Consider the following 16,644-nt stretch of genomic DNA (forward strand, 5'->3'; position numbering starts at 1 on the left):
GGAGGATTTCACATGGTTGCCGAGAAGGAAGACAGCGAAGACGAAAGGCTGTCGATCGACTGTCCGATATTGCTGACCGAGCGCCTGGTCCTGCGGCCACCGCACGAGGACGACATCCCCGAGCTGGTGCAGCTGGCCGACAACCGCCACATCGCCGAGATGTTGTCGCGGATGCCGCATCCCTACGGCGAGGCCGAGGCGCGGGCCTTCCTGTCGATGGCGCGCAGCAGGCGCGGCGGGGTGGTCTATGCCATCACCATCGCCGACACCGGTGCCTTCGTCGGTTCGGCCGGGCTAAACGTCACCGACCGTGGGCTAGAGCTCGGCTACTGGATCGGTGAACCCTACTGGAAGTCGGGCTATGCCACCGAGGCCGCGCATGCGCTCGTCGATCTCGCCTTCCGGGCGACCGATGTTGCCGTGCTCAACGTCTCGTGCCGGGTCATCAACCCGGCGTCGCGGCGGGTCATCCACAAGTGCGGCTTCCAGTATGCCGGCCAGGGCATGCTGAACTCGATCGTCGCCGGCCAGGTCCCTGTCGAGCGTTACCGGCTCGACCGCAAGACCTGGGCGAGCCTCAGGTCGTGGGCGCGGTTCTAGGCGGACGGCTCAGGCCAGCTCGACCCACACCGGCTGGTGGTCGGAACCTGCCGCATCGCTGTCGATGCGGACGGATTTGACCCTGGCGGCCATGTTGGCCTGAACGAAGACGTAGTCGATGAGGCGGGTTTTTTCCGGATGGGTCGTGTCGGTCCAGGAGACCGACCCATCCGGAACTCCGCCCGCCAGCGTATAGGCGTCGACAGGGTGATGGGCGACGATCTGCGGACCTTCCACCGGGTCGGGCACGCCGGTCATGACGAGATGTTCGGGCGAGCCCGGCACCATGTTGAAGTCGCCCATGAGAACGAATTCCTCGGGGCTGGGGAGCTCGGGGAAACCGTATTCGGCAGCACCGGTGAGGACGCCGCCTTCTGCGGCAAAGGCGTAGACCCGTTCCTTGAGGTGACGGATCTGGGCGATGCGCTCCTCCTGGCTGACGTGGTCGGTGTGTACGGAGTAGACACGCAGCGGACCCGACGGTGCCATAATAAGCGCTTCCAGCGCCGAGCGCTGCAGGTTGCCGCGGCTGAGGCGTTTGCTGCGCGGCAGGAGCAGGTTGCGCGACGCGACGATGGGCCAGCGCGACAGCACCATGTTGCCGAACTGCAGCCGCTTGTTGGCGGGCTTGCCGTCGGTGCCGAGCATGCCGAAGTCGATGTCCATGGCGACGCCGTAGACATGGAAGTAGTCGGGCAGCAGGCGGGCAAGGCCGTCGACCATGTCGGCCATGTCGTTGCGCATGAAGTTGCGGGTCACCTCCTGCAGCGACACGATGTCGGCGCCGTCGACGGCGCGGGCAATGCGGTCGAGGTCGTAGCGCGCGTCGCGGCCGACGCCATACTGGGTGTTGTAGGTGACCAGTTTCATCTACGTCCTTTCGATACGGGCTTCGCGGCCCAATCCGCTCTCGCCCTTCGCCGCGCCTTGCGCTATGGCAAGTGCGCTGAAACAACGAAATAGCAGCAGAAGACGAAGAGTCCGATGAAATTTCTCGATCAGGCCAAGGTTTACATCCGCTCCGGCAACGGTGGCGCGGGTGCAGTGTCGTTCCGGCGCGAAAAGTTCATCGAATTCGGCGGCCCGGACGGTGGCGATGGCGGCCGCGGTGGCGACGTCTGGCTCGAGGTCGTCGATGGTCTCAACACGCTGATCGACTATCGTTACCAGCAGCATTTCAAGGCGCAGACCGGCATTCACGGCATGGGCCGCAACATGACCGGCGCCAAGGGAGCCGACATCACGCTCAAGGTCCCGGTCGGCACGCAGGTCTATGAAGAAGACAACGAGACGCTGATCTGCGACCTGACCCAGGTCGGCCAGCGTTATCTGCTCGCCAAGGGCGGCAATGGCGGTTTCGGCAACCAGCATTTCAAGACCTCGACCAACCAGGCGCCGCGGCGAGCCAATCCCGGCCTCGAAGGCCAGGAGATGTGGGTCTGGCTCAGGCTCAAGCTGATCGCCGATGCCGGCCTCGTCGGCCTGCCCAATGCCGGCAAGTCGACCTTCCTTGCCTCGGTCACGGCGGCAAAGCCGAAGATTGCCGACTATCCCTTCACCACGCTGCATCCGGGCCTGGGCGTGGCCCGCATCGACGCCCGCGAGTTCGTCATCGCCGACATTCCCGGTCTGATCGAGGGCGCGCATGAAGGTGTTGGCATCGGCGACCGTTTCCTTGGCCATGTCGAGCGCACGCGCGTGCTGCTGCATCTGGTCTCGGCGCGGGAAGAAAGCCCTGCCAAGGCCTACAAGACGGTGCGCCGCGAGCTTGAGGCCTATGGCCACGGTCTCGACGAGAAGTTCGAAGTGGTCGCACTTTCCCAGGCTGATACGCTCGATCCAGATGAACGCAAGAAGAAGATGGCATCGTTGAAACGCGCGGCTGGGCGCGCGCCTATCCTCCTGTCGGCGGCGACGCGCGAGGGCGTCGAGGAGACGCTGCGCGCGCTGATGAGCGTGGTCGAAGAGGCACGTCAGGCAAGCGGCGAGGTGGCGCCCTCCGACGCGCGCTGGACGAAGTAGACTGCCATGACGATCCCTACGCTTCGAAGCTACAAGCGCATCACAGTCAAGATCGGCTCGGCGCTGCTTGTCGACCGCTCGACCGGTCTCAAGCGCGAATGGCTGGCCTCGATGGCCGACGACATCGCAACGCTCGCCGAAGGTGGCGCCGACGTGCTGGTCGTCTCGTCGGGCGCGATCGCGCTTGGCCGCACCATCCTCGGTCTCGGCAAGCGCGCCTTGAAGCTGGAAGAGAGTCAGGCCGCCGCGGCCGTCGGCCAGATCGCTTTGTCGGGCGCCTGGGCGGAAGAGCTCGGCCGCAAGGGGCTGAAGTCGGGCCAGATTCTGGTCACGCTCGGCGACACCGAGGAGCGCCGGCGCTATCTGAACGCGCGCGCCACCATATCGACGCTGCTCAAGATGGATGCTGTGCCGGTCATCAACGAAAACGACACGGTGGCGACGAGCGAAATCCGCTATGGCGACAATGATCGCCTGGCGGCGCGTGTGGCGACGATGATGGGATCTGATCTTTTGGTGCTGCTGTCCGACATCGACGGGCTCTACACCGCCCCGCCGGCAAGCGACCCGAATGCCAAATTCATTCCGGTCGTCGACCGCATCACGCCTGATATCGAGGCGATGGCCGGGGGAGCTGCCTCCGAACTGTCGCGCGGCGGCATGCGGACGAAGATCGACGCCGGCAAGATCGCCACTGCGGCCGGCACGGCGATGATCATCACCGCCGGCACGCGGCTGTCGCCGCTGATGGCGATCGAACGCGGCGAACGCTCCACCCTGTTTCGGCCGAGCGGCAATCCGGTGAAGGGCTACAAGACCTGGATCGCCGGCCAGCTCGAGCCGGCAGGACGGCTGACCGTCGATGCGGGTGCCGTCGGTGCGCTGCTGTCGGGCAAGTCGCTGCTGCCGGCCGGTGTGAAGCTTGTCAGCGGCAATTTCTCACGCGGCGACACGGTGGCGATTCTGTCGCCCGAGGGGCGCGAGATCGCGCGCGGGCTGGTTGCCTATGACGCTGCGGATGCCGTAAGGATCGCTGGACTGAAGACGGCGGAGATCGAAACCGTTCTTGGCTACGAGGCACGCTCGGCGATGATCCATCGTGACGACCTCGTGGTCAGCCATACGGACAAGGTTGCGGTGCAAGCGGAAGGGTAGGACATGCTGAAGGCGCATGAGAAGTCCCATGAGGATACGGCGCGGCTGATGGCTGATATCGGCCGCAAGGCTCGTGCCGCCGCCCGCCCACTCGCTGTCGCCTCCGCCGAACGCAAGCATGCTGCTCTCATCGGCATGGCCGAAGCCATGCTGAATCGCGAGCACGAGATCCTCGAAGCCAACGCCATCGACGTGAAGAACGGGGAAGAAGCCGGTCTCAGCGGTTCGTTCATGGATCGTTTGAAGCTGACGTCGGGCCGAATCCGCGACATGGCCGACGGCATCCGCGCCATTGCCGATCTCAGGGACCCGGTCGGCGAAGTGATTGCCGCATGGGACCGCCCCAATGGCCTGCATATCGAGCGCGTGCGCACGCCGCTCGGCGTCATCGGCGTGATCTATGAAAGCCGTCCCAATGTCACGGCGGATGCCGGTGCGCTGTGCCTCAAGGCCGGCAACCCCGTTATCCTGCGCGGCGGCTCGGATTCGCTCAACTCGTCGCTGGCGATTCATTCTTGCCTCGCCGAGGGACTGAAGTCGGCCAACCTGCCCGAGGACGCGATCCAGTTGGTGCCGGTGGCCGACCGTGCCGCCGTCGGCGAAATGCTGAAGGGCCTGTCGGGCAATCTCGACGTCATCATCCCGCGCGGCGGCAAGAGCCTTGTCGAACGCGTTCAGACCGAGGCGCGAGTGCCGGTATTCGCCCATCTCGAGGGTATCTGCCATCTCTACATCGACAAATCGGCCAAGCTCGACATGGCAGTGGCGATCGCAGTCAACGCCAAGATGCGCCGCACCGGCATCTGCGGCGCGGCAGAGACCTTGCTCGTTGATCGCGCAGTTGCGGCGACACATCTGATTCCGGTGCTCGAAGCGCTGCGCAAGGCAGGCTGTGAAATTCATGCCGACGCGGATGTACTCGCGGCCTTTGCCGACGCCAAGCCGGCGACCGATGCCGACTGGGTGACCGAATATCTCGACGCCATCATCTCGGTGAAGCTTGTCGACGGGGTCGCCGGCGCCATCGAGCATATCGAGACGTTCTCCTCACACCACACCGAGGCGATCGTTGCCGAGGATGCGAAGGCCGTCGAACGTTTCTTCAACGAGATCGATTCGGCGATCCTGCTGCACAACGCCTCAACCCAGTTCGCCGACGGCGGCGAGTTCGGCATGGGTGCGGAGATCGGCATCGCCACCGGCAAGATGCATGCGCGCGGACCGGTCGGCGTCGAGCAACTGACCTCGTTCAAATACCGTGTGCGCGGCAACGGCCAGCTTCGGCCGTGACGGAAAGCATCGGGCTGGTGTGACGGCTCAGGGGGCCTAAAGTTGCTGTTGCCTTCGGAGCCGCCAGTTTCCCAAAAGTACCTTCGCATGCCGCATGCCATGAAAGGCATGCAGGTCGGGCTGTTCGGCGGGTCGTTCAACCCGCCGCATGCCGGCCATGGCCTCGTCGCTGAAATCGCCATGCGCCGCCTGCAACTCGACCAGCTGTGGTGGATGGTCACCCCAGGCAATCCGCTGAAAAGCACACGCGAGCTGGCGCCGCTGGCCAGACGCATCGAACTGTCCGAGCAGATCGCGGAAAACCCGCACATCAAGGTCACCGCCTTCGAGGCGAGCCACAATGTGCGCTACACCGCCGACACGCTGGCGCTGATCAAGGCGCGCAACCCGGGCGTCGATTTTGTCTGGATCATGGGCGCCGACAATCTGCGCGATTTCCATCGCTGGCAGCGCTGGCGGCAGATCGCGACGACCTTCCCGATCGCCGTCATCGACCGGCCGGGGGCGACGCTGTCGTTCCTGTCGTCTGTGGTCGCCAAGACCTTCGACTATGCACGTGTCGACGAGGGTGACGCGCCGCTGCTGGCGCGGATGAAGGCCCCTGCCTGGACCTTCATCCACGGACCCCGTTCCCTGCTGTCGTCGACGGCGCTGAGGAACGGGACGGCCAAGGGCAAGTCCTAGCCGTCCGGACGGAAAACCGCGGTACAGTTTTCCTGGAATTGCGTCAGCCTTTGATCGGGATCCAGATCTCGTAGCCGCCATTGCCCGTCGCCGGGTCGAAGCTCTCCGGGTAGAGCTCGAAATTGGGACCGTCTGCGGCTTCATGCCCCGATGTCGGCAGCCACTTACTCCACACCGTGTGGGTGATGCGACGGATCATCGAAATGTGGTCGGTGGTGGCAAACACCGCATATCGCTGCGGCGGGATGCGCAGGCGGGTGTACTCCGAGGTCAGGTCGGCGAAATCCTTGACCTCGACGCCGGCGATGTACTCGAAACTGTCGTCGTCGAAATTGCAGCAGACGCCATAGCCGACATAGTTCTTCTGGCCGGGCACGCTGCCAAAATGCGGGCCGAAGCGCTGCCACAGCGACGGGATCGCCAGGCTCGTTTCGCTGGTGTAGCGCTGGCCGAAGCTGGCTATGAGCAGGGGGCCGCCATCGACGAAGCGCGACGGGGCGAGGTTTTCGACGAAGGTCTCGTCCATTTTGAGAAGCTCCAGGCATTGGGTCTGTGAAACGGAGCCATTGGCGCGCACCTCCTCGGGCGTCTGCCCAAAGCGATCGCGGAAGGCCCGGGTGAACGCCTCATGCGAGCCGTAACCGGCGTCGAGCGCGACCGCCAGAATGTCGGGCGCGCCCTTGGCCAGCGCCAGCGCGGCATCGATCAGGCGGCGGGCCCTGATATAGCCCGTGACCGATTGGCCGGTGGCGGCAGCGAAGGCGCGCGACATGTGAAAACGCGAGACCCCGCCAGCGGCGGCGATGTCATCGAGGCCGATGTCCTTGAGGTAGTGGCTCTCGATGTACCAGATGGCTTTCTGAACAGGGGTCATTGTTGTTTCCGGCATGAGGACGACCCCGATATGCCTGCTTGCGGGGAAGTCCATTTGATCGTGCTTGCTGCACAGCGCTTTTTGGCGCCGATGTCGATGGCAATAACGCCGGTCGGCCCGTCTTGATCCAGTCCGGACTATTGGCTGAACCTGCACGGCCGATGTCGCAAATGCAGCGGCGCCAATGTATCGCAGCCGCGAAACTGGCTGCATGGAACAACGGCACGGGATGATCAGCGAAGTCGAAGAGGGCGACCACACGCCGGCGATCGCCGTTGGCGGTGTGATCCTGGCGATGGCGCTGCTCGCCGTCGGCAACGGCCTGATGTTCGGCTACATCCCTGTCAGCCTGGGGGCCGCGGGCTATGCGCCGACCTGGGCGGGCACGATGCTGACCGGCCTGTCGGCGGGCGGCCTTGCCGGCTGCCTGCTCACCGGAGCGCTGGTGCGCCGTGTCGGCCATGCCCGTGCCTACATGGTGTTTTCCGCCCTGATCGTGCTGTCCAACGTTGCCGTTGCTGCAGGCACGTTCCCCTTCGTCTGGATCGCCGCTCGGGCGCTTTATGGCTTTGCCATCTGCGGCTTGTTCATCGTCGCGCAGAGCTGGCTCAACGACGCCGTCGGCAACGACATACGCGGCCGGGTCATGGCGATCTTCTACGTCGCTTATGTCGTCGGCCTCGGTATCGGTTCGTTCCTGCTGCGCTTCGTCGACATCGCAACCGCGCAGGCGCCGTTGCTTTGCGTGGCCTCCGCCGCCATCTCGATCCTGCCCGTCGGGCTGACCCGGCTGCGGCAGCCGCCGCCACCGCTGGCGGCCTCTGTGGCGCTGGCGCGGGCGTGGCGGATCTCTCCCGTTGGCGTCGCCGGTATGCTTGCGGTTGGTGGTCTGTCGATGATGATCGCCGGCTTCGCGCCGATCCACGCCACGGCGAGCGGTTTCAGCCAGCAGGAGGTGGCGACGCTGTTGTTTGCCATGCCCCTCGGTACGCTCCTGTTCCAGATCCCGCTGGGCTGGATCTCCGATCGAACCGACCGGCGCTATGTGCTGGTGGCGGCGGGGCTCCTGGTGGTGATCGCCGGGATTGCGGCAAACCGTTTCGACGGCAGTGCCCTGCCGCTGATGGTCGCGATCTATGTCGTGTGGAGCGGCACCAGCGAATCGATCTACTCGCTGTCGAGCGCGCATGCCAGCGACCGCGCCCACAAGGACGACCTCGTGGCACTGTCGAGCAGCATGCTGTTTGCCTGGTCGCTGTCGGGCTTCATCGTTCCCGGCCTCGGCACCTTGCTGACGGCTTTCTACGGAACCCAGGCTTTCATGTATGTCGCCACTGCCATCGCGGCGTTGTTCACCGCTTTCGTGCTCTGGCGCCTGCGTATCAGTCCGGCGGTGCCGGAGGCCGATGCTGGCAGCTTTGCGCCGATGTCGGCCCAGCTGCCGCCGTCGACCGAGCCATAGGAACCCTGGCGCGAGGGCTGCCGGGAACGATCAACTTGTTGTCGCTGTCTTGAAACTGTAGCCTAACTCTGCCTATCTAAATGGTGTCGCCCGAGTTCAGGGTGATTTGGTTGTTCCTGTCGGAAAGGAAAGACACTGAGAACAGCACTTCGGAAGAAGGCGGAAGTCATGCCTTCGCCGGCCGGGATAGGCGAATTCGACGCCGTTGCCCGCGCCCTCAAGACAGTCCTTGACAGTCTGGAAGACTCCAAGGCCGAAAACATCGTCTCCATCGACATTCAGGGGAAATCGAGCCTCGGCGACTACATGGTCATCGCCTCGGGTCGATCGCACCGTCATGTCGCGGCGGTTGCCGATCATCTCCTCACAGCGCTGAAGGATGCCGGTCTCGGCGCCGCCCGCGTCGAGGGGTTGTCAGGTGCCGACTGGGTCCTCATCGATTCAGGCGATATCATCGTCCATGTCTTCCGGCCCGAAATCCGCGAGTTCTACAACATCGAAAAGATGTGGCAGGCGCCGGATCTCGAGGAAGAAACGGTTCATTGAGCCGCTAGACGCCAGGGATGAAAGTCTGGGTACATGCCGTGGGCCGGATGAAAGCCGGCCCCGAGAAGGAACTCGCCGACCGCTATCTCGATCGGTTCTCGAAAAGCGGCGGCCCGCTCGGCCTCGACTTTTCCGGAGTTACCGAGATCGCAGAAAGCCGTGCCCAGACCGTCGATGAACGGCGGCGCGAAGAAGCCGACAGGCTGCGCGCCCAGATGACGCCGGGAACCGCACTCATCCTGCTCGACGAACGCGGCAAGAATCTCTCCTCGCAGCAATTTGCCGACAAGATGTCGTCGCTGCGCGACGGCGGCCAGCGCGGCGTGATGGTTGCCATTGGCGGTCCTGACGGCCACGACGAGGCGCTGCGCAACGAAGCCCAGATGCTGATTTCGTTCGGTGCCGCGACCTGGCCGCACCAGATGGTGCGCATCATGCTCGGCGAGCAACTCTATCGCGCGGCGACAATTCTTTCAGGGCATCCCTATCATCGCGCGTGAATGGGCTGATGTAGCGGTCTAGCTGTCGAAGCTATGAAGGTTGTTCATTCGAGGAGGGACTGAGAAGCTGGGGTTGCGAAGCCAACCAACCTTCAGTGGAGCTCCCCGAATGAACGTCCATAAGAATGCGCGTCTGACGCCGTCAGGTCGAGTGCTTTTGGTGCAACGAATTGAACAGGGCTGGAGCGTGCGGCGTGCTGCCGGTTCGGCCGGGGTTTCGGAACGAACGGCTTATCGCTGGCTCGACCGCTACCGGGCCGGCGACCGGGTTCTGCACGATCGCAGTTCGGCGCCGCACCGCTGCCGGCATCGGCTGGCAGCCATGCAGGTGTCGCGGATCGAGCAGTTGCGGCGCCAGCGCATGACCGGGCCGGCAATTGCCCGGTCCTTGGGCCTGGCGCGCTCGACGGTGGGCCTTGTGCTGCGCCGGCTAGGACTGAACCGGCTGGCCTGGCTCGATCCCCGGCCCCCGGTGTTGCGCTACGAGCGGCAGCGGCCGGGCGAACTGATCCATATCGACATCAAGACCCTGGGCCGTATCGACGGCGTTGGCCATCGGATCACGGGTCAGCACCAAGGCCATCATCGCGCCCGAGGCATCGGCTACGAACACCTGCATGTCGCCATCGACGATGCCTCGCGCCTCGCCTATGTCGAACTGCTGCCCAGCCTGGGCCGGGATGATGCCACCGGGTTCCTCAACCGGGCACTGGCCTGGTACGCCAGGCTGGGCGCCAGGGTTGAGCGGGTGATGACCGACAACGGCTCGGCGTATCGCTCCAAACTGTTCGCCCAGGCACTCCAAGGTGCCGGTGCCCGACACATCCGCACAAGGCCCTACACCCCGCGCACCAACGGCAAGGCCGAGCGCTTCATCCAGACTTCGCTGCGCGAATGCGCCTATGCCAGGCCATACGCCTCATCGAACGAACGCGCCAAGGCCATTCACCAATGGGCAGCCAACTACAACCTGGCACGCCCACACTCGGCCCTTGGAGGCATCAGCCCGTTCCAAAGACTGAACAACCTTCTTGGAAACGACATCTAGCCACCCTGATCAAGCTGGGCTGACATGTCGGCAAGCGCCTTGTCAGTTAGCATTTCCGGGCAGGATCTGGCGAACCGTTCAGCAAATGGATCCGGCACCATGTATGCGCCTCTGGTTCGGGAATGGTAGACCACGTGCTCGGTTGGATTGCCGCACAAGGTCTGCATATTGCAGCTGAAAACGCTGGTGCCGAAGTGCAAAGGCGGCGTCGTCCTTTTCCGGCACGCCAAGGTTGCGAGCTTTTCTTGGGCTGCCCCGGTAAGGTCCTGACCAGACAAGTATTCGTAGAGCGAATATACGTCGCCTGTGGCGCGGCTCTCGATGGTCAACGCATCCGTCGCTGCGATAAGTGCCGAGCAGATACATGCCAGTGAGAGGAACCTCCTTAGTCTTGTCATGTGGGTTCCCCGACAAGGCCTATCGCGTCCACTATACAAATTCGAACAGGAAATAATGGCAGCGTCCGGAATTTGACAAAATGGCTGGGCAAAAGTCCGCCCGCGGTCGTGCCCGATGAACATGGTTGATGGTTCGTTAACGATGCCGCCGCTAAGGTCTCAAGAATACAACCGGATCATCGCATGGCGCGGAATTCCCCAGTGAAGGCATGGCTCCAACCATGCCGCGGCATCGTCGCGGCAGGCTGGATCGCGCTCGCCTGCGGAGCCGCATTGGCCCAGGTAGGCCCGCCCTTGCCGGACCCGGACCGTACGCGGTCCGAACTCGAGAACCTGTCGCGCGTCATCGAGGTTTCAGCCGAGCGGCGCGAAAAGCTGGCGGCCGAGATTGCCCAGGTGAAGAAGGATCACGCCTCGATCACCGCGGCGCTGATTCAGTCGGCAAAGACTGAGCGCAAGCTCGCCCAGGACATCGAAGATATCGCCGGCAAGGTCGAGGGGCTGAAAGAGCAGGAGGCGGGCATCCGCACCTCGCTCAACATGCGCCGCGGCGTGCTGGCGGAGGTGCTTGGTGCGTTGCAGCGCATGGGCCTCAATCCGCCGCCGGCGATCCTGGTCAAGCCGGAGGACGCGCTGTCGTCGATCCGCAGCGCCATCCTGCTTGGCGCCGTGGTGCCCGAGCTGCGCTCCGAGACCGAGATTCTGATGGCCGACCTCAAGGAGCTGTCACGGGTTGTGGCCTCGATCGAGGCGGAACGTGACCGCCTGACAACCGCGATGACGGCGCAGGCCGGCGAAAAGGCGCGACTCGACCTGCTGCTCGAAGCCAAGAACCGGCTGCGCTCGGAATCCGAGACAGCGCTTGCCGAAGAGACGAAAAATTCAGTCGAACTCGCAGCGCGAGCCGAAAGTCTCAAAGATTTGATCGCCTCGCTCGACAAGCAGGCGGCGAAGAAGGCCGCCGACGCAGAGGCCTCTCGAAAGGCTGCCGCGGAGGCAGCGAAGGCAGCAAACGAACCGGTCTTTCCGGTGGTGCCGGAAGCCAACCAACTTGTTGCTTCCGCTCCATTTTCCTTGCTCCAGGGGCAGGTGGCGCTACCGGTCGCCGGGCGTATCAAACGCCGCTTCGGCGCCGACGATGGCATCGGCGGCACCATGCTTGGGGACATGGTTGCGACACAATCGGGCGCCATCGTCACCGCTCCGGCGGATGGAAGCGTTCTTTATGCGGGGCCTTTCCGCTCCTATGGTCAACTCTTGATCCTCAACGCCGGCGACGGCTATCATGTCGTCTTGGCGGGGATGAGCAGAATCAGCGTCGCGCCGGGTCAGTCCGTACTAGCAGGCGAGCCGATCGGTGCGATGGGAGAGGCGAGGGTGGCGAGCACCTCAGCCTCGGACAATGCAAATGCGACGCCGGAACTCTATATCGAGTTCCGCAAGGATGGAAAACCCGTCGATCCGACCCCGTGGTGGGCGGACCGCACCTCTGGAAGGACATGAAATGATGCGTAAACTGTCGCTTCTGCTTGCCGGGGCGCTGATGGGAGGCTCCGCGATGAGCCTGGTGTACGGTGCGCCCGGCTCGACAGCGAATGCGGCGGGTTCCGAAACCTACCGCCAGCTCGCCATCTTCGGCGACATCTTCGAACGCGTGCGCGGTCAGTATGTGACCCCGCCGGACGAAAAGTCGCTGATCGAGAACGCCATCAACGGCATGCTGACCTCGCTCGATCCGCATTCGTCATATCTCAACGCTGAAGCGGCCAAGGACATGCGTGTCCAGACCAAGGGCGAATTCGGCGGCCTCGGCATCGAGGTGACGATGGAGAATGAGCTGGTCAAGGTCATCACCCCGATCGACGACACGCCCGCCGCCAAGGCAGGCGTGCTGGCCGGCGATTACATTTCCAAGATCGATGGCGAGGAAGTTCGCGGCCTGACGCTGAACGACGCCGTCGAAAAGATGCGCGGCCTGATCAACACCCCGATCAAGCTGACGATCCTGCGCGAAGGCGCCGACAAGCCGATCGAGCTGTCGATCATGCGCGACGTCATCAAGGTCAAGGCGGTCAAGTTCCGCGTCGACAACGATGTCGGCTACCTGAAGGTCACCTCCTTCACCGAAAAGACCTTCGACGACCTGCAAAACGCGATCACCACGATCAAGAAGCAGGTCCCGGCGGACAAGTTGAAGGGTTATGTGCTCGACCTGCGCCTCAACCCGGGCGGCCTGCTCGACCAGGCGGTCAGCGTTTCCGACACGTTCCTCGACCGCGGCGAGATCGTTTCGACCCGCGGCCGCGATCCGAAGGACATCACCCGCTTCGACTCGCGTCCCGGCGACGACATCGACGGCAAGCCGCTGATCGTCCTGATCAATGGCGGTTCGGCGAGTGCTTCGGAAATCGTGGCTGGCGCGTTGCAGGATCTGCGCCGCGCCACCGTGGTGGGCACGCAGTCCTTCGGCAAGGGTTCGGTGCAGACCATCATCCCGCTGGCCGAAAACGGCGCGCTCAGGCTGACGACGGCGCTTTATTACACGCCGTCAGGCAAGTCGATCCAGGGCAAGGGTATCACGCCCGACATCAAGGTCGACCAGCCGCTGCCGGCAGACCTGCAGGGCCGCGACGTGACCCGTGGCGAGTCCGAACTCAAGGGCCATATCAAGGGGGCCGAGGAAAGCGACAAGGGTTCGGGGTCGGCAGCCTATGTGCCGCCGGAGCCGAAGGACGACTTGCAGCTCAATTACGCACTGGAGCTGTTGCGTGGACAGAAGACCGATCCGGCCTTCCCGCCCAACCCCGACAAGGCCGTGATGAACCAGCAGTAAGGGGCGACCGGCGAAGCGCTGGCCTGCTTTACGTGACAATGCCATGCTGCCGGGACCGCAAGGTTCCGGCAGTTTGATTCGGGGAGGCTGGCTTCGGCCACAGGGCACGGCGTGGTGCAGATCGAAAAAGAAATCGACCGTCCGCTTGGACAGGCGCCGCGCCGTCCGACTGGCAAGCGCTCTGCCTGGCTGCGCAAGGGGCCGCTGCTTGCCGGCCTGTGCGTCCTGGCATTGGTGGCGGCGTCGGCGTCGATCGCCTTTCGCCAGAAGCCTTATCGCACGCCTGAAGTCGTTGCGGTGGTTACGCCCGAGGTGGTTGCCGCGGCGCCCGCACAACCCGTGGCCAAACCGAAGCCGGCACAGACGCCAAGCGGCGGCCCGCAGATCATCCGCGTCAACCCGCCAGAGAGCGAGGGTGGTGCCGTCGTCGTCCGCGATCCCTCTGCCGTCGGGCTGAATGTGCGCGTCGCCCATTTGCCGGAGAAGGCACTGATCGAGGCCAGCCCCTCCGGGCCGTTGCCGATCCGCGCCGCCGACGGGCGCCGTCCGTTCGACGTCTATGCCCGGGCCTGGTCCGGTGCGCGTGGCGCGCGGGTGGCGATCGTGATCGGCGGGCTCGGACTGTCGCAGACCGGAACCCAGACGGCGATCGGCAAGCTGCCGCCGGAGATCACGCTCGGTTTCGCGCCGCAGGGCAACAGCCTTGGCCGATGGATGCAGGCGGCGCGGCGCGAGGGCCACGAGATCGTCATGCAGGTGCCGCTCGAGCCGTTCGATTTTCCCAACGTCAATCCCGGTCGCAACACGCTGACCGTCGAGGCCGGTGCCGACGAGATCCTCAAGAACCTGCGCTGGACGCTGTCGCGGACGACAAACTACACCGCCGTGATGAACTACATGGGGGCGCGCTTCTCGACGAACCCCGAGGCGATGGGCGTGATGATGGCCGAGCTCGGCAAGCGTGGTATCGGTTATGTCGACGACGGCACATCGGCACGAAGCCTCGCACCTGAGACAGCGTTGAAGAACGGCGTGCCGTTTGCTGCTGGTGATGCCATCATCGACGGCGTTCAGGATCGCGGCGCGATCCTCGACAAGCTCGACGAGCTGGAGCGGACGGCGCGCGCAAAGGGCTTTGCCATCGGCACCGGCAATGCATTCGACGTCACCGTCGACGCCGTGGCCTCGTGGGCAAGCGAGGCACGCAAGCGCGGCATCGAGATCGTGCCGATCTCGGCTGTCGCGAGCGACCCCGAACGAGGATAGGACTTGATGTCGAAGACCCTGAAAGCGCCCGCAGATCTGCCCTACCGTCCTTGCGTCGGCATCATGGTGCTGAATGCGAGGGGGATGGTCTGGGCCGGCCACCGCATCGCCGAGCCGGACAGCGAACTGTCTGATACCGACCAGTTGTGGCAGATGCCGCAAGGCGGCATCGACAAGGGTGAAGATCCGTATCCGGCCGCACTCCGCGAGCTTTATGAAGAGACCGGCATGCGCAGCGTCAGCCTGCTTGCAGAGGCGCCCGACTGGATCAACTACGACCTGCCGCCGCATCTGCTCGGCATCGCCCTCAAGGGCAAATATCGCGGCCAGACGCAGAAATGGTTCGCCTTCCGCTTCGAGGGCGAGGAAAGCGAGATCGCCATCAACCCGCCGCCGGGCGGCCATTCGGCCGAATTCGACCGCTGGGCGTGGAAGCCGATGTTCGAGCTGCCGGAACTGATCGTGCCGTTCAAGCGCAAGGTCTATGACGAGGTCGTGGCGGCGTTCAGGCACCTGGCCGGATAATACTTGGCCGGATAGCATCTGGCCGGCCGCCCTTGACAAGCAGGGCGGGGTCGGCGACCCTCCGGCCATGTGCACTTACGCTCATATTGGCAGCTTTGCCTTGTTCCGGGTCTGCCCCATCGCGGGATCCTAGCCCCGGCTCGGTCGCTATGCGACGTCCGAGCCTGCGGGGCACTTTTCAATGCATGAAATCATGAGCACCGGGCCGCTGGGCGGAACGGTCTGAACATTTGGGCACGTCCGCTTTTGCGCGGACGGACCGGTCGTGAGCGTTTCCGCCACGGCCGGACGAGAATCCGTGGAGTATCCATTGCGCCAGAACATCAAGCAGCGCCGCGAACATGAGATCGTGGTGAGCGAAAACGATCATGCCAGGCTGACCGGCCTCGCCGAATCCAGCCTCGAACGTCTACCTGGAATCGCCGAGGAACTGCTCGCCGAAATGGAGCGCGCCAAGATCAAGCCGCTCAGCCGCATCCCGGCCAATGTCGTGCGCATGGGCTCGACCGTGACGTTCCGCGGCGGCGACGGCGAGGTCAAGACGGTGACGCTGGTCTATCCCGGCAAGGCCGACATCGCCGAAGGCAAGGTCTCGATCCTGACGCCGGTGGGTGCAGCGCTGATCGGTCTTCGCGAAGGTCAGTCAGTTGCCTGGACATCGCGCGACGGGCGCCGTCTCGAACTGGAGATCGTGACCGTCGAAGCACCCCGTGCGGACGCCAACTGACGGCGCGCTCCTGCCAGCCCACTCCTGAAATCCCGCCTGCGCGTCCACCTTGACGCCTTGGCGCTGCATGCCGGGCAACAACCCGGTGCTTGCGGAGACAAGCCATGTCCAAATGTCAGCTGACGACCAAGGATTTTGCCATCGTCAAGACGATGCTCGACCGCCTCGCCTGGTCGGGCGGTCCGCTGGTGGCGCTGTTGCGCCGGAAGCTCGCTTCGGCCCAGGTCGTGTTTTCGAATGAGGCCGACGCCGACGTGGTGACGCTGAACAGCCGCGTCACCTTCAGCGTCGATGGTGGCGCGCCGCATACCCGGATCGTGGCGCATGGGCCGATGGACGGCATGGTCGGGCAGATCATCCCGATCACCGTGCCGCGCGGGCTTGCCCTGCTCGGCCTGCGCAAGGGCCAGTCGATATCGATCGACTGCGGCCGCGGTGCAACCGAGACCATCTGCGTCGACGAGATTCACTACCAGCCCGAGGCGGCGCGGCCGGGCATCGCGACGCCGGACCTTCGTCCCGACCCATCTGAACGCCGCTTTCCAGTGCTGGTGTTCAGCGCCGATGAGCCGCAAGCTCTTGGCGTGCCGGGAAAAATCCGGCACATCTCGACAAATGGCGATGATCCGGGCCCGTCTGCGGCCTGACCGGCGCCGTCTGCCGCGCTTCGGAGAGTGCTCGAAGCAGCCGCAAATCGGGAATATGCACGCTCCG

Annotated in this window: 18 protein-coding genes; 15 read left to right on the plus strand and 3 right to left on the minus strand. The window is 64.2% G+C overall.

From position 1 onward, the window contains the following. Positions 1–12 precede the first annotated feature (12 nt). Entirely contained in the window at positions 13–600 is a 588-nt protein-coding gene (locus tag N7E70_RS05835) for a GNAT family N-acetyltransferase (protein WP_067956586.1), read from the plus strand. A gap of 9 nt (positions 601–609) precedes the next feature. Here N7E70_RS05835 and N7E70_RS05840 read toward each other — a convergent pair whose 3' ends face one another. Continuing rightward, positions 610–1,470 carry an endonuclease/exonuclease/phosphatase family protein gene (locus tag N7E70_RS05840; RefSeq protein ID WP_192313670.1) on the minus strand — a complete coding sequence of 287 codons (861 nt, stop codon included), beginning with the start codon at positions 1,468–1,470 and terminating at the stop codon, positions 610–612. Positions 1,471–1,584: 114 nt separating this feature from the next. Here N7E70_RS05840 and obgE point away from each other — a divergent pair, with 114 nt between their 5' ends. The 4 genes from obgE (at position 1,585) to N7E70_RS05860 (ending at position 5,751) form a co-directional block, all read left to right on the plus strand. Then, the gene (obgE, locus tag N7E70_RS05845; RefSeq protein ID WP_067956589.1) at positions 1,585–2,622 is read left to right on the plus strand and encodes a GTPase ObgE; all 1,038 of its coding nucleotides are present in this window, start codon (positions 1,585–1,587) and stop codon (positions 2,620–2,622) included. Between the two features lie 6 nt (positions 2,623–2,628). Further along, a complete protein-coding gene (gene proB / locus N7E70_RS05850; RefSeq protein ID WP_154386200.1) occupies positions 2,629–3,777 on the plus strand; it encodes a glutamate 5-kinase in 1,149 nt (382 codons plus the stop codon). Between the two features lie 3 nt (positions 3,778–3,780). Next, a complete protein-coding gene (locus N7E70_RS05855) occupies positions 3,781–5,067 on the plus strand; it encodes a glutamate-5-semialdehyde dehydrogenase (protein WP_263005774.1) in 1,287 nt (428 codons plus the stop codon). 87 nt (positions 5,068–5,154) lie between these two features. After that, a complete protein-coding gene (locus tag N7E70_RS05860; RefSeq protein WP_263005775.1) occupies positions 5,155–5,751 on the plus strand; it encodes a nicotinate-nucleotide adenylyltransferase in 597 nt (198 codons plus the stop codon). A 43-nt stretch (positions 5,752–5,794) separates the two neighbouring features. Here the strand turns inward: N7E70_RS05860 and N7E70_RS05865 are convergent, their stop codons facing one another. Next, entirely contained in the window at positions 5,795–6,625 is an 831-nt protein-coding gene (locus N7E70_RS05865; protein WP_263005776.1) for an AraC family transcriptional regulator, read from the minus strand. Positions 6,626–6,854: 229 nt separating this feature from the next. Between N7E70_RS05865 and N7E70_RS05870 the strand changes: the two genes are divergently transcribed. The 4 genes from N7E70_RS05870 to N7E70_RS05885 all read left to right on the plus strand — a co-directional run bounded on the left by N7E70_RS05870 (position 6,855) and on the right by N7E70_RS05885 (position 10,181). After that, entirely contained in the window at positions 6,855–8,087 is a 1,233-nt protein-coding gene (locus tag N7E70_RS05870; protein WP_263005777.1) for an MFS transporter, read from the plus strand. A gap of 168 nt (positions 8,088–8,255) precedes the next feature. Then, positions 8,256–8,633, plus strand: a complete 378-nt coding sequence (gene rsfS, locus N7E70_RS05875; RefSeq protein WP_067956597.1) for a ribosome silencing factor — start codon at positions 8,256–8,258, stop codon at positions 8,631–8,633. A 17-nt stretch (positions 8,634–8,650) separates the two neighbouring features. Continuing rightward, on the plus strand, positions 8,651–9,133 hold the full coding sequence (gene rlmH / locus N7E70_RS05880) for a 23S rRNA (pseudouridine(1915)-N(3))-methyltransferase RlmH (RefSeq protein WP_263005778.1): 483 nt from the start codon (positions 8,651–8,653) through the stop codon (positions 9,131–9,133). Between the two features lie 109 nt (positions 9,134–9,242). Further along, the gene (locus tag N7E70_RS05885; protein ID WP_263005546.1) at positions 9,243–10,181 is read left to right on the plus strand and encodes an IS481 family transposase; all 939 of its coding nucleotides are present in this window, start codon (positions 9,243–9,245) and stop codon (positions 10,179–10,181) included. On the opposite strand, the gene N7E70_RS05890 is transcribed toward N7E70_RS05885, so the two are convergent. After that, positions 10,178–10,510, minus strand: a complete 333-nt coding sequence (locus N7E70_RS05890; protein WP_263005779.1) for a hypothetical protein — start codon at positions 10,508–10,510, stop codon at positions 10,178–10,180. The two genes, N7E70_RS05885 and N7E70_RS05890, sit on opposite strands and share 4 nt — an antisense overlap. Positions 10,511–10,762: 252 nt before the next feature. Between N7E70_RS05890 and N7E70_RS05895 the strand changes: the two genes are divergently transcribed. The 6 genes from N7E70_RS05895 (at position 10,763) to N7E70_RS05920 (ending at position 16,577) form a co-directional block, all read left to right on the plus strand. Then, positions 10,763–12,082 carry a murein hydrolase activator EnvC family protein gene (locus N7E70_RS05895; protein ID WP_263005780.1) on the plus strand — a complete coding sequence of 440 codons (1,320 nt, stop codon included), beginning with the start codon at positions 10,763–10,765 and terminating at the stop codon, positions 12,080–12,082. Position 12,083: 1 nt separating this feature from the next. Further along, positions 12,084–13,412 (plus strand): S41 family peptidase, encoded by a 1,329-nt coding sequence (locus tag N7E70_RS05900; RefSeq protein ID WP_067956602.1) that lies wholly within the window; start codon positions 12,084–12,086, stop codon positions 13,410–13,412. Positions 13,413–13,523: 111 nt separating this feature from the next. Then, entirely contained in the window at positions 13,524–14,678 is a 1,155-nt protein-coding gene (locus N7E70_RS05905) for a divergent polysaccharide deacetylase family protein (RefSeq protein ID WP_157096993.1), read from the plus strand. Positions 14,679–14,684: 6 nt separating this feature from the next. After that, complete coding sequence (locus N7E70_RS05910; RefSeq protein WP_067956604.1) at positions 14,685–15,203, plus strand: RNA pyrophosphohydrolase; 519 nt, start codon at positions 14,685–14,687, stop codon at positions 15,201–15,203. 298 nt (positions 15,204–15,501) lie between these two features. Then, positions 15,502–15,930, plus strand: a complete 429-nt coding sequence (gene rnk / locus N7E70_RS05915; RefSeq protein WP_263005781.1) for a nucleoside diphosphate kinase regulator — start codon at positions 15,502–15,504, stop codon at positions 15,928–15,930. 104 nt (positions 15,931–16,034) lie between these two features. Next, positions 16,035–16,577, plus strand: a complete 543-nt coding sequence (locus N7E70_RS05920) for a GreA/GreB family elongation factor (protein WP_067956608.1) — start codon at positions 16,035–16,037, stop codon at positions 16,575–16,577. Positions 16,578–16,644 lie beyond the last annotated feature (67 nt).

The sequence above is a fragment of the Aminobacter sp. NyZ550 genome (genome assembly GCF_025628925.2).
In the GTDB taxonomy this organism is placed as follows: domain Bacteria; phylum Pseudomonadota; class Alphaproteobacteria; order Rhizobiales; family Rhizobiaceae; genus Aminobacter; species Aminobacter ciceronei.

What these genes read in the sequence shown, in the direction of transcription:
- N7E70_RS05835 (WP_067956586.1), top strand. Translation starts at nt 13, where the DNA reads ATGGTTGCCGAGAAGGAAGACAGCGAAGACGAAAGGCTGTCGATCGAC.
- N7E70_RS05840 (WP_192313670.1), bottom strand. Translation starts at nt 1,470, where the DNA reads ATGAAACTGGTCACCTACAACACCCAGTATGGCGTCGGCCGCGACGCG.
- obgE (WP_067956589.1), top strand. Translation starts at nt 1,585, where the DNA reads ATGAAATTTCTCGATCAGGCCAAGGTTTACATCCGCTCCGGCAACGGT.
- proB (WP_154386200.1), top strand. Translation starts at nt 2,629, where the DNA reads ATGACGATCCCTACGCTTCGAAGCTACAAGCGCATCACAGTCAAGATC.
- N7E70_RS05855 (WP_263005774.1), top strand. Translation starts at nt 3,781, where the DNA reads ATGCTGAAGGCGCATGAGAAGTCCCATGAGGATACGGCGCGGCTGATG.
- N7E70_RS05860 (WP_263005775.1), top strand. Translation starts at nt 5,155, where the DNA reads ATGCCGCATGCCATGAAAGGCATGCAGGTCGGGCTGTTCGGCGGGTCG.
- N7E70_RS05865 (WP_263005776.1), bottom strand. Translation starts at nt 6,625, where the DNA reads ATGACCCCTGTTCAGAAAGCCATCTGGTACATCGAGAGCCACTACCTC.
- N7E70_RS05870 (WP_263005777.1), top strand. Translation starts at nt 6,855, where the DNA reads ATGATCAGCGAAGTCGAAGAGGGCGACCACACGCCGGCGATCGCCGTT.
- rsfS (WP_067956597.1), top strand. Translation starts at nt 8,256, where the DNA reads ATGCCTTCGCCGGCCGGGATAGGCGAATTCGACGCCGTTGCCCGCGCC.
- rlmH (WP_263005778.1), top strand. Translation starts at nt 8,651, where the DNA reads ATGAAAGTCTGGGTACATGCCGTGGGCCGGATGAAAGCCGGCCCCGAG.
- N7E70_RS05885 (WP_263005546.1), top strand. Translation starts at nt 9,243, where the DNA reads ATGAACGTCCATAAGAATGCGCGTCTGACGCCGTCAGGTCGAGTGCTT.
- N7E70_RS05895 (WP_263005780.1), top strand. Translation starts at nt 10,763, where the DNA reads ATGGCGCGGAATTCCCCAGTGAAGGCATGGCTCCAACCATGCCGCGGC.
- N7E70_RS05900 (WP_067956602.1), top strand. Translation starts at nt 12,084, where the DNA reads ATGATGCGTAAACTGTCGCTTCTGCTTGCCGGGGCGCTGATGGGAGGC.
- N7E70_RS05910 (WP_067956604.1), top strand. Translation starts at nt 14,685, where the DNA reads ATGTCGAAGACCCTGAAAGCGCCCGCAGATCTGCCCTACCGTCCTTGC.
- N7E70_RS05920 (WP_067956608.1), top strand. Translation starts at nt 16,035, where the DNA reads ATGTCCAAATGTCAGCTGACGACCAAGGATTTTGCCATCGTCAAGACG.